This is a genomic window from Trinickia sp. NRRL B-1857 (assembly GCF_050470685.1).
Classification (GTDB): Bacteria; Pseudomonadota; Gammaproteobacteria; order Burkholderiales; family Burkholderiaceae; genus Trinickia.
This window is the reverse complement of the sequence record NZ_JBFLUK010000001.1, coordinates 2402832-2418305: the sequence shown is the minus strand read 5'-3', so window position 1 is coordinate 2418305 and position 15474 is coordinate 2402832. Positions and strand designations below refer to the sequence as shown.

The following is a 15474-nucleotide window of genomic DNA, read 5'->3' as shown; positions in this document are numbered from 1 at the left end:
TACGGAAAGAACCAATATGTACGAGAAAAGTTTGAGCGAGCTTGCGAGCGCGCTCGCAAGCCGCGCGACGTCCGCCGTTGAGCTCGCGCAGCTCTATCTTCAGCGCATCGACGCGGCGCGCGAACTGAACGCCTTCATCGAAGTCGACCCGGAGCTCACGCTCGCCCAAGCGCGCGAAGCCGATGCGCGGCTTGCGCGCGGCGAAGGCGGCCCGCTCACGGGTGTGCCCGTTGCGCACAAGGACGTGTTCGTCACGCGCGGCTGGCATTCGACGGCCGGCTCTAAAATGCTCGCGGGCTACGAAAGTCCGTTCGACGCCACTGTCGTCGAGCGCCTCGCGCGCGCCGGCATGGTGACGCTCGGCAAAACGAATATGGACGAGTTCGCGATGGGTTCGTCCAACGAGAACTCCGCATTCGGCGCAGTGCGCAATCCGTGGGACGAGCGCGCGGTGCCGGGCGGTTCGTCGGGCGGCTCGGCCGCTGCCGTGGCCGCGCGCCTCGCCCCGGCGGCGACGGCCACCGATACCGGCGGTTCGATTCGCCAGCCCGCATCGTTCTCGGGTGTGACGGGCATCAAGCCCACCTATGGGCGCGTTTCGCGCTATGGGATGATCGCGTTCGCCTCGTCGCTCGATCAAGGCGGTCCGATCGCGCGCAGCGCCGCCGATTGCGCGCTGCTGCTCGGCGCGATGGCCGGCTTCGACGAGCGCGACTCGACGAGCCTGCAACGCCCCGACGAAGACTACACGCGTCTGATCGGACAACCGTTCTCGGCCGGCGCCCCGGCCGGCCGGCCGCTTACAGGCATGCGCATCGGCTTGCCCAAGGAGTACTTCGGCGAGGGCTTGGCGCAAGACGTGCGCGCGGCCGTGGACGCCGCGCTCGCGCAATACGAGGCGCTCGGCGCCACGCTCGTGCCCGTGTCGCTGCCGAAGACCGAGCTTTCGATCCCCGTGTACTACGTGATTGCCCCGGCCGAGGCCTCCTCGAACCTCTCGCGTTTCGACGGCGTGCGCTACGGCCATCGCGCTAGCGAGTATCGCGATCTGCTCGACATGTACAAGAAGTCGCGCGCGCAAGGCTTCGGCCCCGAGGTCAAGCGCCGGATTCTCGTCGGCACCTATGTCCTCTCGCACGGCTACTACGACGCTTACTACCTGCAAGCTCAGAAAATCCGGCGCATCATCGCGCAGGACTTCCAGGAAGCGTTCAAAGAGTGCGACTTCATCATGGGTCCCGTGGCGCCTTCCGTCGCGTGGGATATCGGCGCCAAGGGCGACGATCCCGTGCAAATGTATTTGGCTGACATTTACACGCTTTCGGTCAGCTTGGCCGGCCTGCCCGGCATGAGCGTGCCGTGCGGCTTCGGCACGGGCGCGAACGCGGGCCGCCCGGTCGGCCTGCAAATCATCGGCAATTATTTCGACGAGGCCCGTATGCTGCAAATCGCCGACGCGTTCCAACGCGCGACCGACTGGCAACGCCAAGCGCCGCAAGCGGCTTCGCGGGAGGCATGAACATGGAGTGGGAAGTCGTCATCGGTCTTGAGACGCATGCGCAACTGTCGACCGTCTCGAAAATCTTCTCGGGTGCATCGACGCGTTTCGGCGCAGCCCCGAATACGCAAGCGTGCCCGGTCGACCTGGCATTGCCGGGTGTGCTGCCCGTCGCCAATCGCGGAGCCGTGGAACGCGCGATTCGCTTCGGCCTCGCGATCGGCGCCACGGTCGCGCCGCGCAGCATTTTCGCGCGCAAGAACTACTTCTATCCGGATCTTCCGAAGGGCTACCAGATCAGCCAGTACGAGATTCCGGTCGTGCAAGGCGGCACTGTCACGATTCAGGTGCCCGCCAACGAAAAGGCCGGCATTGCCGCCTACGAGAAGACGATTCGCTTGACGCGCGCGCACCTCGAGGAAGACGCGGGCAAGTCGCTGCACGAAGACTTCGCCGGCATGACGGGAATCGACCTGAATCGCGCCGGTACGCCGCTGCTCGAAATCGTCACCGAACCCGAGATGCGTAGCGCCGCCGAGGCCGTCGCCTATGCCAAGTCGCTGCACGCGCTCGTCGTATGGCTCGGCATCTGCGACGGCAACATGCAGGAAGGCTCGTTCCGCTGCGATGCGAACGTTTCGGTGCGCCCCAAGGGCCAAGAAGCGTTCGGCACGCGTGCCGAGATCAAGAACCTGAACTCGTTCCGCTTTCTCGAAGAGGCGATTCAGTACGAAGTGCGCCGTCAGATCGAGTTGATCGAAGACGGCGGCACCGTGGTGCAGGAAACGCGTCTTTACGATCCCGATCGCCGCGAAACGCGTTCGATGCGCAGCAAGGAAGACGCGCACGATTACCGTTACTTCCCCGACCCGGACCTGATGCCGCTCGTCATCGACGCGGCATGGATCGAGCGGGTGAAGGGCGAGATGCCCGAGTTGCCGGCGGCCATGCAGCAGCGCTTCGCCGAGCAATACGGCGTGACGCCTTACGATGCGGCCGTGTTGACCTCGAGCAAGGCGATGGCCGGTTACTTCGAGGCCGTCGTCGCGAAGGCGGGGCCGTCGCAGGCGAAGAGCGCCGCGAACTGGCTGATGGGCGAAGTGTCGTCGCAGCTCAATCGAGACGGCCTCGAGATCGATGCCTGCCCCGTCTCCGCCGCGCAACTCGCGCTTGTGTTGCAGCGGATTGCCGACGGTACGATTTCGAACAAGATCGCGAAGGAAATCTTCCTGGCGATCTGGGAGGAAAAGGCCGGCGACGAGGGCGCGGCCGATCGCATCATCGAAGCGAAGGGCTTGAAGCAGATTTCCGATACGGGCGCATTGGAAGCGATCATCGACGAGGTACTGGCCGCCAACCAGAAATCGGTCGAAGAATTCCGCGCGGGCAAGGAAAAAGCGTTCAACGCACTGATCGGCCAAGCCATGAAGGCAACGAAGGGCAAGGCCAATCCTCAGCAGGTCAACGAATTGCTCAAGAAGAAGCTGTCCTGAGCGGACGAACGAAGGCGGTTGGCCGGCGCTGCGAGCGCCGGCCCGGTCTGACCAACCAAGAAGGCATAAGAGGGCATGGGCAAGCGCGCGCGATTGGACGACTTTCGAGTCCCGTTTTACGACGGAGACAAAGCAGAAAAAGCAGAAAAGACCTTCTCGCTTGCCGATTTCGATCCGGGCGTGAAGCCCTTCTCGGCAGGTTCGAAGCAAGCCGACCGTGAGCGTTTGGCGGGCTATGCCGTCAAGCTCGACGAGATGCAGGAGCGTTTGCATGCCCAGCGTCGCGAGCGTGTCTTGCTCGTCTTGCAGGGGATGGATACGAGCGGCAAGGACGGCACGATTCGCGCCGTTTTTCATGAGGTCGATCCGCTCGGCTTGCGCATCGCGACCTTTCGCGCACCCACACCCGAGGAAGCCGCTCACGATTTTCTGTGGCGCGTGCATCGTCAGGCGCCGGCGGCCGGCGAGTTGACGATCTTCAACCGTAGCCATTACGAAGATGTGCTCGTCCCTCGCATTCGGGGCGAGCTGACCCACGCCGAACTCGATTGCCGCTACGCCCATATCCGGCACTTCGAGACGCTGCTCGCCGATTCCGGCACGGCTATCCTCAAGTGTTTCTTGCACATCTCGAAGGATCAGCAGCGCGAACGCTTGCAAGCGCGGGTCGACGACGATACGAAGCACTGGAAGTTCGATCTCGCCGATCTCGAGGCCCGCGAGCATTGGGACGCCTATCAATCCGCCTATGCGCAAGCATTGGCGGCGACGTCGACCGAGCGCGCGCCGTGGTACGTCATTCCGGCCGATTCGAAGTCGCATCGCAACGTGATGGTCGCCGCGTTGCTGTTGCGGCTGTTCGAGGGCTTGAATCTCGAATACCCGCCCGCGAAGGCATCGCTGCAAGGCATCACGATCAAATGAAGCCGTGTCGCTGCACGCGACCGTGCAGCCAATCCGCCATACCTCAATCCAGTAGAACAGAACAAGGACGACCATGCTGCGAGTGATTTCGGCCAACTTGAACGGCATCCGTTCGGCGGCCAAGAAAGGCTTCTTCGAGTGGTTCGGGAAGCAAAGTGCGGACATCGTCTGCGTGCAGGAAGTCAAATGCTCGCAAGACGATATGACGCCCGAGTTCCTCGCGCCGCACGGCTTCACGGGGTACTTTCAACATGCGGTGAAAAAAGGCTATAGCGGCGCGGGGCTTTATACGCGGCATGAACCCGACGATGTCGTCATCGGCTTCGGAAGCGAGGAGTTCGATCCCGAAGGCCGTTATGTCGAGGCGCGTTTCGGCAACCTTTCCGTGATCTCGGTCTACGTGCCGTCAGGCTCGAGCGGCGAGGAGCGGCAGCAAGCCAAGTTCCGCTTCATGGACGAGTTCATGCCGCATCTGGCCGCGCTGCGCGCCGAGCGCGAAGTGATCGTCTGCGGCGACGTGAACATCGTCCATAAAGAAATCGACATCAAGAATTGGAAGAGCAATCAGAAGAATTCGGGCTGCCTGCCCGAAGAACGCGCCTGGTTGACGAAGCTGTTCGACGAGGTGGGCTATGTCGACGTGTTTCGCCGGCTCGATTCGCGTCCCGAGCAATACACCTGGTGGAGCAACCGCGGCCAAGCGTACGCGAAGAACGTCGGGTGGCGTATCGATTATCAGATTGCGACGCCCGGTATTGCCGACACCGCCAAGGCCACGTCGATTTTCCGAGACATCAAGTTCAGCGATCACGCGCCGCTGACGGTCGACTACGAACACACGGTCAAGTGATCGATCGCGACCGCCGCGACGGGACGAAGCGCGCCGCTAGCGGCGGCGATGTTCGGGCAGCAGCGGATTTTCCGCGTAATACTGGCGCAGGAACGCGTGCCGCGGCGTGTCGAGATCGGTGATCGTCTTCGTATCCACGGCGATTTGCTGGCGCAGCAGGCCGCCTTGTTCCTCGCGTGAAGCGGGCCACGCGGGTAACGAAGGGTCGTTCGGCGAGCCGGTCTTCACGAAGTGCTCAACGTAGCCTGAAAAGATACGCGAGACGGCATGGTCTTCCGGTCGCCAGACGAATCGATTCGATAGCCCAAGCGTGCCCAACGCGTATTTGATCTCGCTGCTATGCACCGCCCCGTCCTCGGGCAACTGTCCCGGTTCCGGATTGCGTTTATGCGGACGCTTGTGCGTATAAAGATAGAAGTACACGGGTGCACCGCTCGTCTCTCTATGCGCATCCACCCAGCGGCGAGTGGCGTGGCTAATGAAGATGTCGCTGGCCAACGAGGTCGCCGAACGTCGCACCTCGTCGTCGTCGTTGCCGGGGTACAGTGCAAGGACATCGGTCGCGAACGGTCCGAATACGCGCTTTAGCACGTTTCGCCAGTTCTGCGGCGTGGGCGGCTGGGCGTCGAGGATCATCGTGTGAGGCGCCTCGTGCGAATTGCTGCCGACGAGCAACGGCACGCGCGCCTGTGAGCCCGCCTTATAGGTGTCCTCGAGCGAGCGAGTCAGAAAGTGACCGTCGACGGTCGGCCAAAAAAGGAAGTCCGGTTTGTCCTTGGGGCCGGTGGAATCCAACAGGGTTTGGGCGGGAACCTTGCGCAACTCGCTGAGCGATGCGCCGTTCATCTTGCGTTGGAAGGCTTCTGCCGCCGTCGTCGCGTCTTCGCGCGACCAAATCGTCAATGGACCGAAACCGGCGCCGCTTTGGCCGATGGCGCGAGCGAATAGCCCTTCCGACACGGGCGAGGCCAAATGCGCGCTGACGGCCACTGAGCCCGCCGATTCGCCGCCGATCGTGACCTTATCGGGATCCCCGCCGAATTTCTCGATGTTCTCGCGTACCCAACGCAGCGCCGCGTGTTGATCGAGCAGGCCGTAATTGCCGGCAGCGCCATTGGGAGATTCGCGCGCCATTTCCGGCATCGCCAGGAAACCGAATACGCCGAGCCGGTAATTGACCGTGACCGTCACCATACCCCGTGAGGCAAGGGCCCCGCCGTCGTAGCGCGGCTCGGAGCTGTCTCCCGCGGCGAAGCCGCCGCCGTAGAAATACACGAGCACCGGCAGTTTCTCGCCGGCCGATTGAGCCGGCTTCCAGACGTTTAAAAAAAGGCAATCCTCGCTCATTTCGCGTGTGCGAAATTCCGTCGGAAAGAGCGGTAATTGCATACAGCGTGCGCCGAACCGAGACGCGTCGCGCACGCCGGCCCAGGCCGCGACCGGCTGCGGCGGCTTCCAGCGAAGATCGCCGACGGGCGGCGCGGCATAGGGAATCCCGTGGAAGCTGAGCACCCCAACATCGTTGATCACGGTCTTGACACCCTGTATTGCCCCGGCACGTAAATCGACGCGTGTCGCCGGTTGATTCGTCGACGCGCGCAGGGGGTTGGGGGCGAGGACACCGAGCGTGGCGGCGACCAGCGCGACCGCGGCGCGGTGACGCGAAGCGCGCAACAAAGGAAGGTGTTGTATTACCGAAAATTGAGTCTTCATCATGATCCTCTCGATTCGTAAATTAATGAGCGGGACCGCAATTCGCATTGAAGACGCGAAGGAATCATCGACGCCATGATTAAATGGCGTAATGAGATTGAAGCTGAATTGGAGTTATGCGGAGCGATGTCGATATGCATCGATCCTGAGCGGCGACGCGTTATTGCGCGGCGGCGTGAGAAGCATTGTCTTGTAGAACTTGCCGGTAATCGACGTAATTCCTTCAAATAAGACGGACGGAATTATCGTGAGAACAATGATTCATTACGAATAGCGAAGGTGTAAGGCTTTGATGTTTCGGCTATCTCGCAATGCAGCGGGTGCGATGAGGGATGCAATGGGTTTTTGTTTCCGCCATTAATGCGAGATACGAATCCGCGCGCCCGCGACTGCCCGCGCCTTGGTATATAACGCGAGCATATCGGGTAGCCGCTTGACGAGGTCTTGACGTCTGGCGGTGGTGTAAGGGTGCATTGCCATGAAGCTACCGGTTCCGCCGCCGCGGGCGGCGAGCGCCAGCTTGTCCCACAGCGCGATTGCGGCGCGCGGATCGAAGCCGGCGCGCGCGGCGATGTCGGTACCGATGACGTCGGCTTCCGTTTCGTCGATCGCGTCGAATTCGATGCCCGTCAGCGGGGCGGCGGGCGCCGGTGCCGAGGCGTTGCCGAATTCGGTCACCCCGAATAGCCGCGAGAGCGCTACCGAGCCGAACGGCGCGCTCTGCTCGCCAAGCTCTTCGCGCACTTGCTCGCGCAGCGCGTGGGCCATCTCGTGGCCGAACAACATCGCGAGTTCGTCGTCGGTAAGCCGGATATGCTGCGTGAGCGCGCTGTAGACGATGAGCTTGCCGCTTGGAAGACTGACCATGCGGGCGTCGTTCGATCGAACGACGCTGATTTCCCATTGCCAATTTTTGGCGCGATCGCTCCATTTCGCCGCGAACGGCGAGAGCTTGGCAAGCAGCGCCCGTAGCCTCATCACGCGCGCGTCGTCGTCGGGCAATAGAAGGCCGGCCGCGCGGGCCCGGGTGAGGACTCGATCGTATTCGGCTTGCGATTGCGCCTCGACGACAGGGGGCGGCAATGCATTGCGGAACGGACGTGCTGCGCCGAAGCCGACCGACGCGTGCGGCGCGTCGGCTGCAATCGAGGCGGTCGCCGTATCGGCCGCTTCCGTCGCGGACCAGCTAGGCCCGGGCCGACAGCACCAAAGGACGACGGCCGCAACGCCCAACATCGGCCAGCGAGGGCAACGTGCCTTCGCGGCTAACTGCGTTGACTCCATGGCGCGATCCTCGGCAACAGCAACATGCCGGGCGCCGCGAGTGCGGCGCAAACGAGAAAGTAGTCGAACCAGCCGATCTTCGCGACCACAAAGCCGCTTGCGGCCGAGGCCAGCGTGCGCGGCACCGAGGCCAAGCTCGTGAACAGCGCGAACTGAGTGGCGGTGTAACGGGGATCAGTCGTGCTCGCGATGTAGGCGGTGAAGGCTGCCAGCGTGAGCCCGGTGGCGAACGTCTCGAAGCCGTAGATCAGCGCGAGCGCCGCCGGCGAAGGACCGATCTTCGCGAGCCAGGCGAAGCCGAGCGTCGACAGAATCTGGACGATGCCAAAGATCCAGAGCCCGCGCGCGATGCCGATCTTCACGAGCCACGCGCCGCCGACGATACCGCCCGCGAGACTGGCCCACAACGCAGTCGTCTTTGCGATCACGCCGATCTGAGTCTTGTCGAAGCCGAGGTCGAGGAAAAACGAAGTCGACAACGTGGTCGCCATCGTGTCGCCGAGCTTGTAGAGAAAGATGAACGAGAGCACGAGTGCGGCGGCGGCCAGCCCGTCTCGCGTCACGAACTCGGCCAGCGGCGAGACGATCGCCTCGCGTAGATTCTTCGGCGGGGCGCCATGGACTTCAGGCTCGCGCACGACGAGGGTGAGCACCATGCCCGGCAGCATGAACGCGGCCGTGACGGCGAACACGGCCGTCCAAGGCAGATGATCCGACAAAATCAGCGAAAGCGAACCGGGAATAAGCGCCGCGATTTTGTACGCGTTCACGTGTACCGCATTGCCGAGCCCTTGCTCGGTGTCGGTCAGCAACTCGCGCCGGTAGGCGTCGATGACGATATCTTGGCTCGCACCGAAGAACGCGACGAGCGCGGTGAGCGCAGCGACGGTCCAAATCGCGTCGCGCGGCGAGACGAACCCGAGCGAGGCGATCGCGCCGGCTACGAGCAACTGCGTGGCGAGCATCCAGCCGCGGCGGCGCCCGGGGCGCCAAAACGGCAGCCGAGGCACGTAGCGATCCATGAGCGGCGCCCAGACGAACTTCCAGGTGTACGGAAATTGGATCAGCGCGAATAGGCCGATTTCCTTGAGATTGACGCCTTCCGAGCGCAACCAAGCCTGCACGAGATAAACGAGCGTGAACAGCGGCAATCCCGACGTGAAGCCAAGAAAGACGCAAATCAGCATGTGCCGATTCACGAAATCGCCCCACTTGGGGCGCGTTTCGTGAGCGCTCAACGCGGCGCTTTCGTGTGGCGGGGACGGGTCGATCTCTCGTTTGATGGTCAGCCTCTTCGATGCGGTCCGTTCAGGCGGTGGCGGCTCCGTTCGGGCCGCGCCTGACACGGTAGACCGCAAGACTACCACGCCAGTTCGCGCCCCAGCGGACCACGCGCCCGCCGTGCAGCACCACGCGATCCAGAATCTCGATACCGACCTCGGGGGCCAGCGCTTCGAAGTCCTTGATCGTCAGTACCCGGACGTTCGGCGTGTTGTGCCATTGATAGGGCAGCGACTTCGACACCGGCATGCGGCCTTGAAGCACCGACAGCCGATGCGGCCAGTAGCCGAAGTTCGGGAAAGAGACGATGCACTCCTTGCCCACGCGCGCGGTTTCGCGAAGGATCGCGGCGGTTTGGTGGATCGTCTGTAGCGTCTGCGAGAGGATCGCGAAATCGAAGCTCGCATCCTCGAAGAGGCGCAGTCCGTCCTCGAGGTTTTGCTGAATGACGTTGACGCCTTGCTTGACGCAAGCGAGGACGCCCGCATCGTTGATCTCGATGCCGTAGCCGGACACTCCGAGTTCTTCGGTCAGCAGGGCAAGCAAGCTGCCGTCGCCGCAACCGAGGTCGAGCACCGTTGAATTGGGCTCCACCCAGCGGGCGATCGCGCGGAAATCGGCCCGCGTGGCGAGCGAATCGATAGCGGCTTGATTCATGCGCCGACCTCCTCGGCAATGCGTTCGTAATAGGCGCGCAACACGTTGTGGTAGCGCGCGTCGTCCAGCAAGAAGGCGTCGTGCCCGTGCGGCGCGTCGATTTCGGCATACGTGACGCGCCGCTTATGATCGAGCAGTGCCTTGACGAGTTCGCGCGAGCGCGTCGGCGCGAACCGCCAATCGGTCGTGAAGCTGGCCACGAGGTACTGCGCACGCGTATGCGCGAGCGCGGCGGTCAAGTCTCCGTCGAACGCTTTCGCGGGATCGAAGTAGTCGAGTGCGCGCGTGATCAAAAGGTAGGTGTTCGCGTCGAAATAGTCGGCGAACTTGTCGCCCTGATAGCGCAGGTACGACTCGACTTCGAATTCGACGTCGAAGCTGAAGCGATAGTCGTCGTCTGCGCCGCCGGCTGGGCGGCGCAGAGCGCGTCCGAACTTGGTGGCCATGTCGTCGTCGGACAAGTACGTGATGTGGCCGATCATGCGAGCCACGCGCAGTCCGCGCCGAGGCTTCACGTTGTGCGCGTAGTAATCGCCGCCGTGGAAATCGGGATCGGAGAGAATCGCCGAACGCGCCACCTCGTTGAACGCGATGTTCTGCGCCGAGAGCTTGGGGGTGGACGCAATCACGATGCAATGGCCGAGGCGGTCCGGATACATCAGGCTCCAGGCGAGGGCCTGCATGCCGCCGAGACTGCCGCCCATGACGGCGGCGAAGCGTTCGATGCCGAAGGCGTCCGCCACGCGAGCCTGCGCATTGACCCAATCTTCGACGGTCACGACCGGAAAACGCGCGCCGTACGGCTTGCCGGTGGCCGGATCGAGGCTCATCGGGCCCGTCGAGCCGAAACACGAGCCGAGGTTGTTCACGCCGATCACGAAAAAGCGGTTCGTATCGAGCGGCTTGCCGGGCCCCACCATGTTGTCCCACCAGCCGACGTTTTTCGGTTCGTCCGCGTAGACGCCGGCAACGTGATGCGACGCGTTCAGTGCGTGGCAGACGAGCACGGCGTTCGAACGCTCCGCGTTGAGCGTGCCGTACGTTTCGACCACGAGGTCGTAGCCTGCGAGCGATGCACCGCTTCTAAGCGCGAGCGGCTCGGAAAAATGCATGCGTTGTGGAGCGACGATGCCGATCGATTCCATGGATTCCGCCTTCTAACAGGGCGGCTAAACGGTGTCGGCAATGCGCGGGAGGGAGACAGGGCGCGGCTGACGACCTCTTTAGCCGCATTTATAGTGAACCCGGCGAGACTTGCTCGGGTTCGCGCGCCCGCAATCGAGTCGACAAATCGGCGCGCCGCCTTGCGCGATCCTCGCTTCCGGTCAAACGCCGGAGCATGGCTCGCCTAAGGCAATAGTCGGCAAAGCATAGCGGAAAACCGGATAACGCGCTATGGGCCCGTCGACACGGGACCGCCGCGTACAGGCCGCCGTATCTCCGTCACGACGTTCGCATGGAGGAGCTCGTCGCTCCGGGGATACCAGAGTTGGCTCGGCGGCGTCTGGGCGATGCGCTGAATGAACTCGGGAGGTAGGCCCGCGGCGCGGTAGTCGTCGAGCATGGCCTGCGTGATCTTTTGCTGGCCCAGCGCATTGAGTCCGACGAAGGTCGGTTGATGAAAGCCGATACGTGCATAAGGGGATGCGGCTCGTGTTTTGCCTGCCAGATAGACGAAGGTGCAAGCGCTGGCGCATAGCCCTCCGACATAGGTGTCGAGCCCGCGTGCGCGCACCGTTCGCGCAAGTTGCTGCGCCTCGAGCACGCGGCCCCCATTCGAATTGAGTACGAGCCATTGCGCCGTCGGCGTGGCGTCGATCACGCGGGTGATAGCGGCTGCCGAGCCCTCGCGCAACGTACCGGTCACGATCACCGAGCGTGAGTCGGGCGATACGCTCACGATAAAATGGCCGATGGGATCCTGGCCGATGGCGATGAGCCCGAAAACGCGCATTTGGGGCAACACGGTTCGCACGAGATTCGAAAGGCCGCCCACTATCCCGAGGACGATCATGAAGCGTGCGACATACGCCCAGCCCTTCGCGCCGCCCCGAGCGGCGTGATGTCCGGCAGACCGCCATATGCCGACCATCGACCAGATCGACGATAGAACGGAGGCGCTCAATATCGCGAGCGTCGTCCATGCCACGAGGCGCAAGGAAGCTAGACTGTGCTGTTCGATCTCGTTGATCGAGACGATGATCGCCGTCGACGCGACGCTCAGCAAGCCACCGTTGATCCAGTACGACACCGGCAACGGCAGTTCGCCGCGCCAGTGGCGCACGAAGTAATTCGACGGTTTTGCACGCTCCGGCTCTTGGGCGGCGGTCAAGACGGCGTTCGAGCCGGCCGCCGCATCGGCGGCTTCGCTCGCGTTTTCCCAGACGGGTTCGATTCGCGCAGGCCGCTTGCGCTGCTCGGCCTTCTTATGCGCGAGTACTTTGGCGTTGACGGCGAAAAGCAATCCGAGCGCAACGGGGCGGAAAGTCGCCAAGGTCTCGTGCCCACTCAACGTAGCGCCGATGACGAACGTGACAAGCATCAGGAAGGCCGTCGCCAGATTGACGACCCAAGCGGCATTCGTCAGGCCCGGCGACGCATTGCGGCCCAATCCGCGCCATGCCATCACAAAAGGTACGGCGGCGAGGAGTGCGCCTTCGAAGGTTTGCGCAGCGCCTGCCACGCCTCTGGTCAGCTTCGCCGCGGTGGTCAAAGCCGCAATGGCGACCAGCGTCAGTACCGCCGCATTCACGAGCGCCATCGCCCGTACCCATTTGTCGCCCCGCATGACGTTCCCCGATTCTCGTTCGTTTTTTTCGTTCACCGCGGGCGCTTACCGGATGCCCGCGAATCGGCTGCCGCGCGGCCCTCAATGCGCGGCAGCATAGCGCCCGCGCGAGCGGACTGTCAAAGCGGGGGGCAGACGTGCAGGATCAAATGCAATTGCGCCTCGGCATGCTCGGCGGGCGTACGGGTGAAGCCGCTGCGCGCATACCGGTGCCAGCGGCCCACGACGTAGCTGACGAGCAAGTTCGCCCGCATGGCGGGATCGTAGTCGGGCGGTAGCGGGGCGGCTGAGCCATCGGGCTCGTGCCCGGCCGCGGCCTGATTCGCCTCCATGAGCGCGATGCGTAGACTGTGCTTGACCGACGTTTCGACGCGCTCGAGTACCTGGCTCACGCGCTCGGCGAGCCGCGCGTGCTCGCCCACGAGCGCTTCGCCCGTCAGCACACGCGTCATGCCGGGATTTTTCGCCGCGAAATTGAGTAGCATCATGCCGATCGCGCGTGCTTGGCGCACCCCGTTCGGCTCTTTTTCCGCTATTTGGTTGATCAGTCCGAAGAAAGTCGCCTCGATGAATTCGATGAGCGCCTCGAACATTTGAGCCTTGCTTGCGAACTGGCGGTACAACGCCGCCTCGGAGACGCCGAGGCGCGCCGCGAGCGCGGCGGTGGTGATCTTCTCGGTCTTGGGAGACTCGAGCATGGCCGCTAGCGTTTGCAAAATATGCACGCGCCGCTCGCCAGGCTTCATGCGCGGTGCGCGCGCGGCGTCTTTCGGCTCGCTGCCGCGGTTTAACTCCGCGTCCTGCTCTCGAATCGGCTCCATGAGCGCCCCGTTTCGTGACCCGGTCGGAGCGATTTTAGCGAACGAATGCGTCGATCGACATAGTGGGGGCGACCACTACCCGGCCACCGGGCCATTTTTCCGTCGGCGCGTGCCGGCGTCGGGAGGTGCCCGACGATCCAGACGGTGCGGATGCCAAGCCGCTTGTAGCGCTTCAAATGCGAGCGCGTATCTTCCACGAGAATCGCGTCCTCCATGGGCACGCGCACTTCGCGCAAGACCCGGCGCAACATCGGCAGATCCGGCTTGGCATGCCACGATCCGCGTCTGCGCATGTGTTCGATTGCGATCACGCGCTCGAACAGCCGCTCGATACCGAGCTCCGCGAGCACGGCCCGCGCGTAGGTTTCGGGCGCGTTGGTCAGAATCAATTTGCGCCCGGGCAGGCTCGCGACGAGCCGGGCCAGGCCGCGCTCGGCGCGCACCATCGCCGGCAAATCGGGGAACGTATGCACGACGCGCAAAAAATCGTGCGGATCGATCGGATGATGACGGGTAAGCCCGAGCAGCGTTGCGCCGTAGCGTCGTCCGTAGCGCAGCCTGAGCCGGTCGGCCTCGGTCCGGTCGACACTAAGCGCATCGACGATATAGCGCGTCATGGCCTCGTTGATCGCCGGAAAAATGGCGTGCGAGGCATGGTGCAGCGTGTTGTCCAGATCGAACAGCCATACCGGCCCACCGGCGCGCGAGCGCATTCGGGGACGTCGAGGGGTAGGCAACGAGGAGGGCATCGGCAGGTATTCGATGGTCGCGTTCGGGGCCGAGGCCATCGCGGCCCGAACGCGTACGTGCTCAGTGCGAGCGGATCATCGTGCCGAACGGCTGCTCGGTCAGAATTTCGAGCAGCACCGAGTGTTCGATGCGGCCGTCGATGATGTGAACCGAGCGCACGCCGCTCTTAGCGGCATCGAGCGCCGATGCGATTTTCGGCAGCATGCCGCCCGAGATCGTGCCGTCTTCGAACAGCGCGTCGATCTCGCGGGCGGAAAGATCGGTCAGCAGAGTGCCGGACTTGTCCATGACGCCGGGGATGTTCGTCATCATGACGAGCTTTTCCGCGTTCAGGACCACGGCGAGTTTGCCCGCGACGAGATCGGCGTTGATGTTGTACGACAGACCGTCTTCGCCGAAGCCGATCGGCGAGATCACCGGAATGAACGCGTCGTCTTGCAGCGCGCGGACCACGGCCGGATTGATCGATTCGACTTCGCCGACCTGGCCGATATCGACGTACTGCCCCGGGTTGTCGCGGTCGGGCATCATCAGCTTGCGCGCGTGGATGAGGCCGCCGTCCTTGCCGGTCAAGCCGACGGCGTGACCGCCGAAGTGATTGATCAGCGTGACGATGTCTTGCTGCACTTCGCCGCCGAGCACCCACTCGACGACTTCCATCGTTTCTTCGTCCGTCACCCGCATGCCTTGGATGAACGTGCCCTGCTTGCCGATCTTCTTGAGCGCTTGATCGATTTGCGGGCCGCCGCCGTGCACGATGACGGGGTTGATGCCGACGAGCTTGAGCAGGATCACATCGCGTGCGAACCCTTGTTTCAGGCGCTCCTCGGTCATTGCATTGCCGCCGTATTTGATGACGACGGTTTTGCCATGGTATTGGCGGATATAAGGCAATGCCTCGGCCAGAATTTCAGCTTTCAGCGTAGGCGCGATCTGGGCGAGGTCGATGGGCTCGGACATGGCGGCAAGCTCGGCAGGCAACGGTTCAAACGGGGAGGCGAAAACAGGCGGAATTGTACAGGACTGCGCCGCCCGGCCGCGGTTTTTGGTCGCAGTGCGCGTATGACGCGCCGTTTCTTTGACAAAGATGCATGCGGCGTGCCGTGAACGCTGGCATCATCGGCTCATCGTGTTGTTTTTACGACATTTTTTCGTGTTCGATATTAACGGTACCGCCGATGGCCGCTCAAAGTTGCCCGCCCGCCCCCGATTCGAGGGCCAGTTGTACGCGCTGCGGGTGCGCGTTCGACTGCGGCAGCATGACGCGCCCATTCGATTGCTGGTGCGCGCGCCTGCCCGCGCTACCGCGCGCGGGCGCGCAGAGCGGGGCGCGCGGATGCCTGTGCCCGGCTTGTTATGCCGATGAACTGGCCGCCCATGGGACCACGTCGGGCCGTTCCGATGCCGAACCCGAG

13 protein-coding genes are annotated in these 15474 nt (G+C 63.3%); 4 read left to right on the top strand and 9 right to left on the bottom strand.

The window, feature by feature from the left end; genetic code table 11:
• Positions 1–16 precede the first annotated feature (16 nt).
• From gatA to AB1286_RS10755, 4 genes are all read left to right on the top strand, one after another.
• Positions 17–1519, top strand: coding sequence for an Asp-tRNA(Asn)/Glu-tRNA(Gln) amidotransferase subunit GatA (gene gatA / locus AB1286_RS10770; protein ID WP_430363275.1), 1503 nt, complete (start codon positions 17–19; stop codon positions 1517–1519).
• Entirely contained in the window at positions 1516–2991 is a 1476-nt protein-coding gene (gatB, locus tag AB1286_RS10765; RefSeq protein ID WP_430363274.1) for an Asp-tRNA(Asn)/Glu-tRNA(Gln) amidotransferase subunit GatB, read from the top strand. Before gatA ends, gatB begins: the two co-directional genes overlap by 4 nt.
• Positions 2992–3066: 75 nt before the next feature.
• The gene (locus AB1286_RS10760) at positions 3067–3915 is read left to right on the top strand and encodes a PPK2 family polyphosphate kinase (protein ID WP_430363273.1); all 849 of its coding nucleotides are present in this window, start codon (positions 3067–3069) and stop codon (positions 3913–3915) included.
• Between the two features lie 73 nt (positions 3916–3988).
• Positions 3989–4765, top strand: coding sequence for an exodeoxyribonuclease III (locus tag AB1286_RS10755; protein WP_430363272.1), 777 nt, complete (start codon positions 3989–3991; stop codon positions 4763–4765).
• Between the two features lie 36 nt (positions 4766–4801).
• Here AB1286_RS10755 and AB1286_RS10750 read toward each other — a convergent pair whose 3' ends face one another.
• From AB1286_RS10750 to argB, 9 genes are all read right to left on the bottom strand, one after another.
• Positions 4802–6481, bottom strand: a complete 1680-nt coding sequence (locus AB1286_RS10750; RefSeq protein ID WP_430363271.1) for a carboxylesterase/lipase family protein — start codon at positions 6479–6481, stop codon at positions 4802–4804.
• 354 nt (positions 6482–6835) lie between these two features.
• Positions 6836–7762, bottom strand: coding sequence for a M48 family metallopeptidase (locus AB1286_RS10745; protein WP_430363270.1), 927 nt, complete (start codon positions 7760–7762; stop codon positions 6836–6838).
• Positions 7744–9033, bottom strand: coding sequence for an AmpG family muropeptide MFS transporter (locus AB1286_RS10740; RefSeq protein ID WP_430365035.1), 1290 nt, complete (start codon positions 9031–9033; stop codon positions 7744–7746). The genes AB1286_RS10745 and AB1286_RS10740 overlap by 19 nt, the downstream gene beginning before the upstream one ends.
• Positions 9034–9070: 37 nt before the next feature.
• Positions 9071–9700, bottom strand: a complete 630-nt coding sequence (gene metW, locus AB1286_RS10735) for a methionine biosynthesis protein MetW (RefSeq protein ID WP_430363269.1) — start codon at positions 9698–9700, stop codon at positions 9071–9073.
• Positions 9697–10845, bottom strand: coding sequence for a homoserine O-succinyltransferase MetX (gene metX, locus AB1286_RS10730; RefSeq protein ID WP_430363268.1), 1149 nt, complete (start codon positions 10843–10845; stop codon positions 9697–9699). The genes metW and metX overlap by 4 nt, the downstream gene beginning before the upstream one ends.
• Positions 10846–11093: 248 nt before the next feature.
• Positions 11094–12488 (bottom strand): ATP-dependent Clp protease proteolytic subunit, encoded by a 1395-nt coding sequence (locus AB1286_RS10725; RefSeq protein WP_430363267.1) that lies wholly within the window; start codon positions 12486–12488, stop codon positions 11094–11096.
• A gap of 119 nt (positions 12489–12607) precedes the next feature.
• Positions 12608–13309, bottom strand: coding sequence for a nucleoid occlusion factor SlmA (gene slmA / locus AB1286_RS10720; RefSeq protein WP_430363266.1), 702 nt, complete (start codon positions 13307–13309; stop codon positions 12608–12610).
• Positions 13276–14058 carry a pyrimidine 5'-nucleotidase gene (locus tag AB1286_RS10715; protein WP_430363265.1) on the bottom strand — a complete coding sequence of 261 codons (783 nt, stop codon included), beginning with the start codon at positions 14056–14058 and terminating at the stop codon, positions 13276–13278. Before AB1286_RS10715 ends, slmA begins: the two co-directional genes overlap by 34 nt.
• Positions 14059–14119: 61 nt before the next feature.
• The gene (argB, locus tag AB1286_RS10710; RefSeq protein ID WP_430363264.1) at positions 14120–15019 is read right to left on the bottom strand and encodes an acetylglutamate kinase; all 900 of its coding nucleotides are present in this window, start codon (positions 15017–15019) and stop codon (positions 14120–14122) included.
• Between the last annotated feature and the right edge of the window lie 455 nt (positions 15020–15474).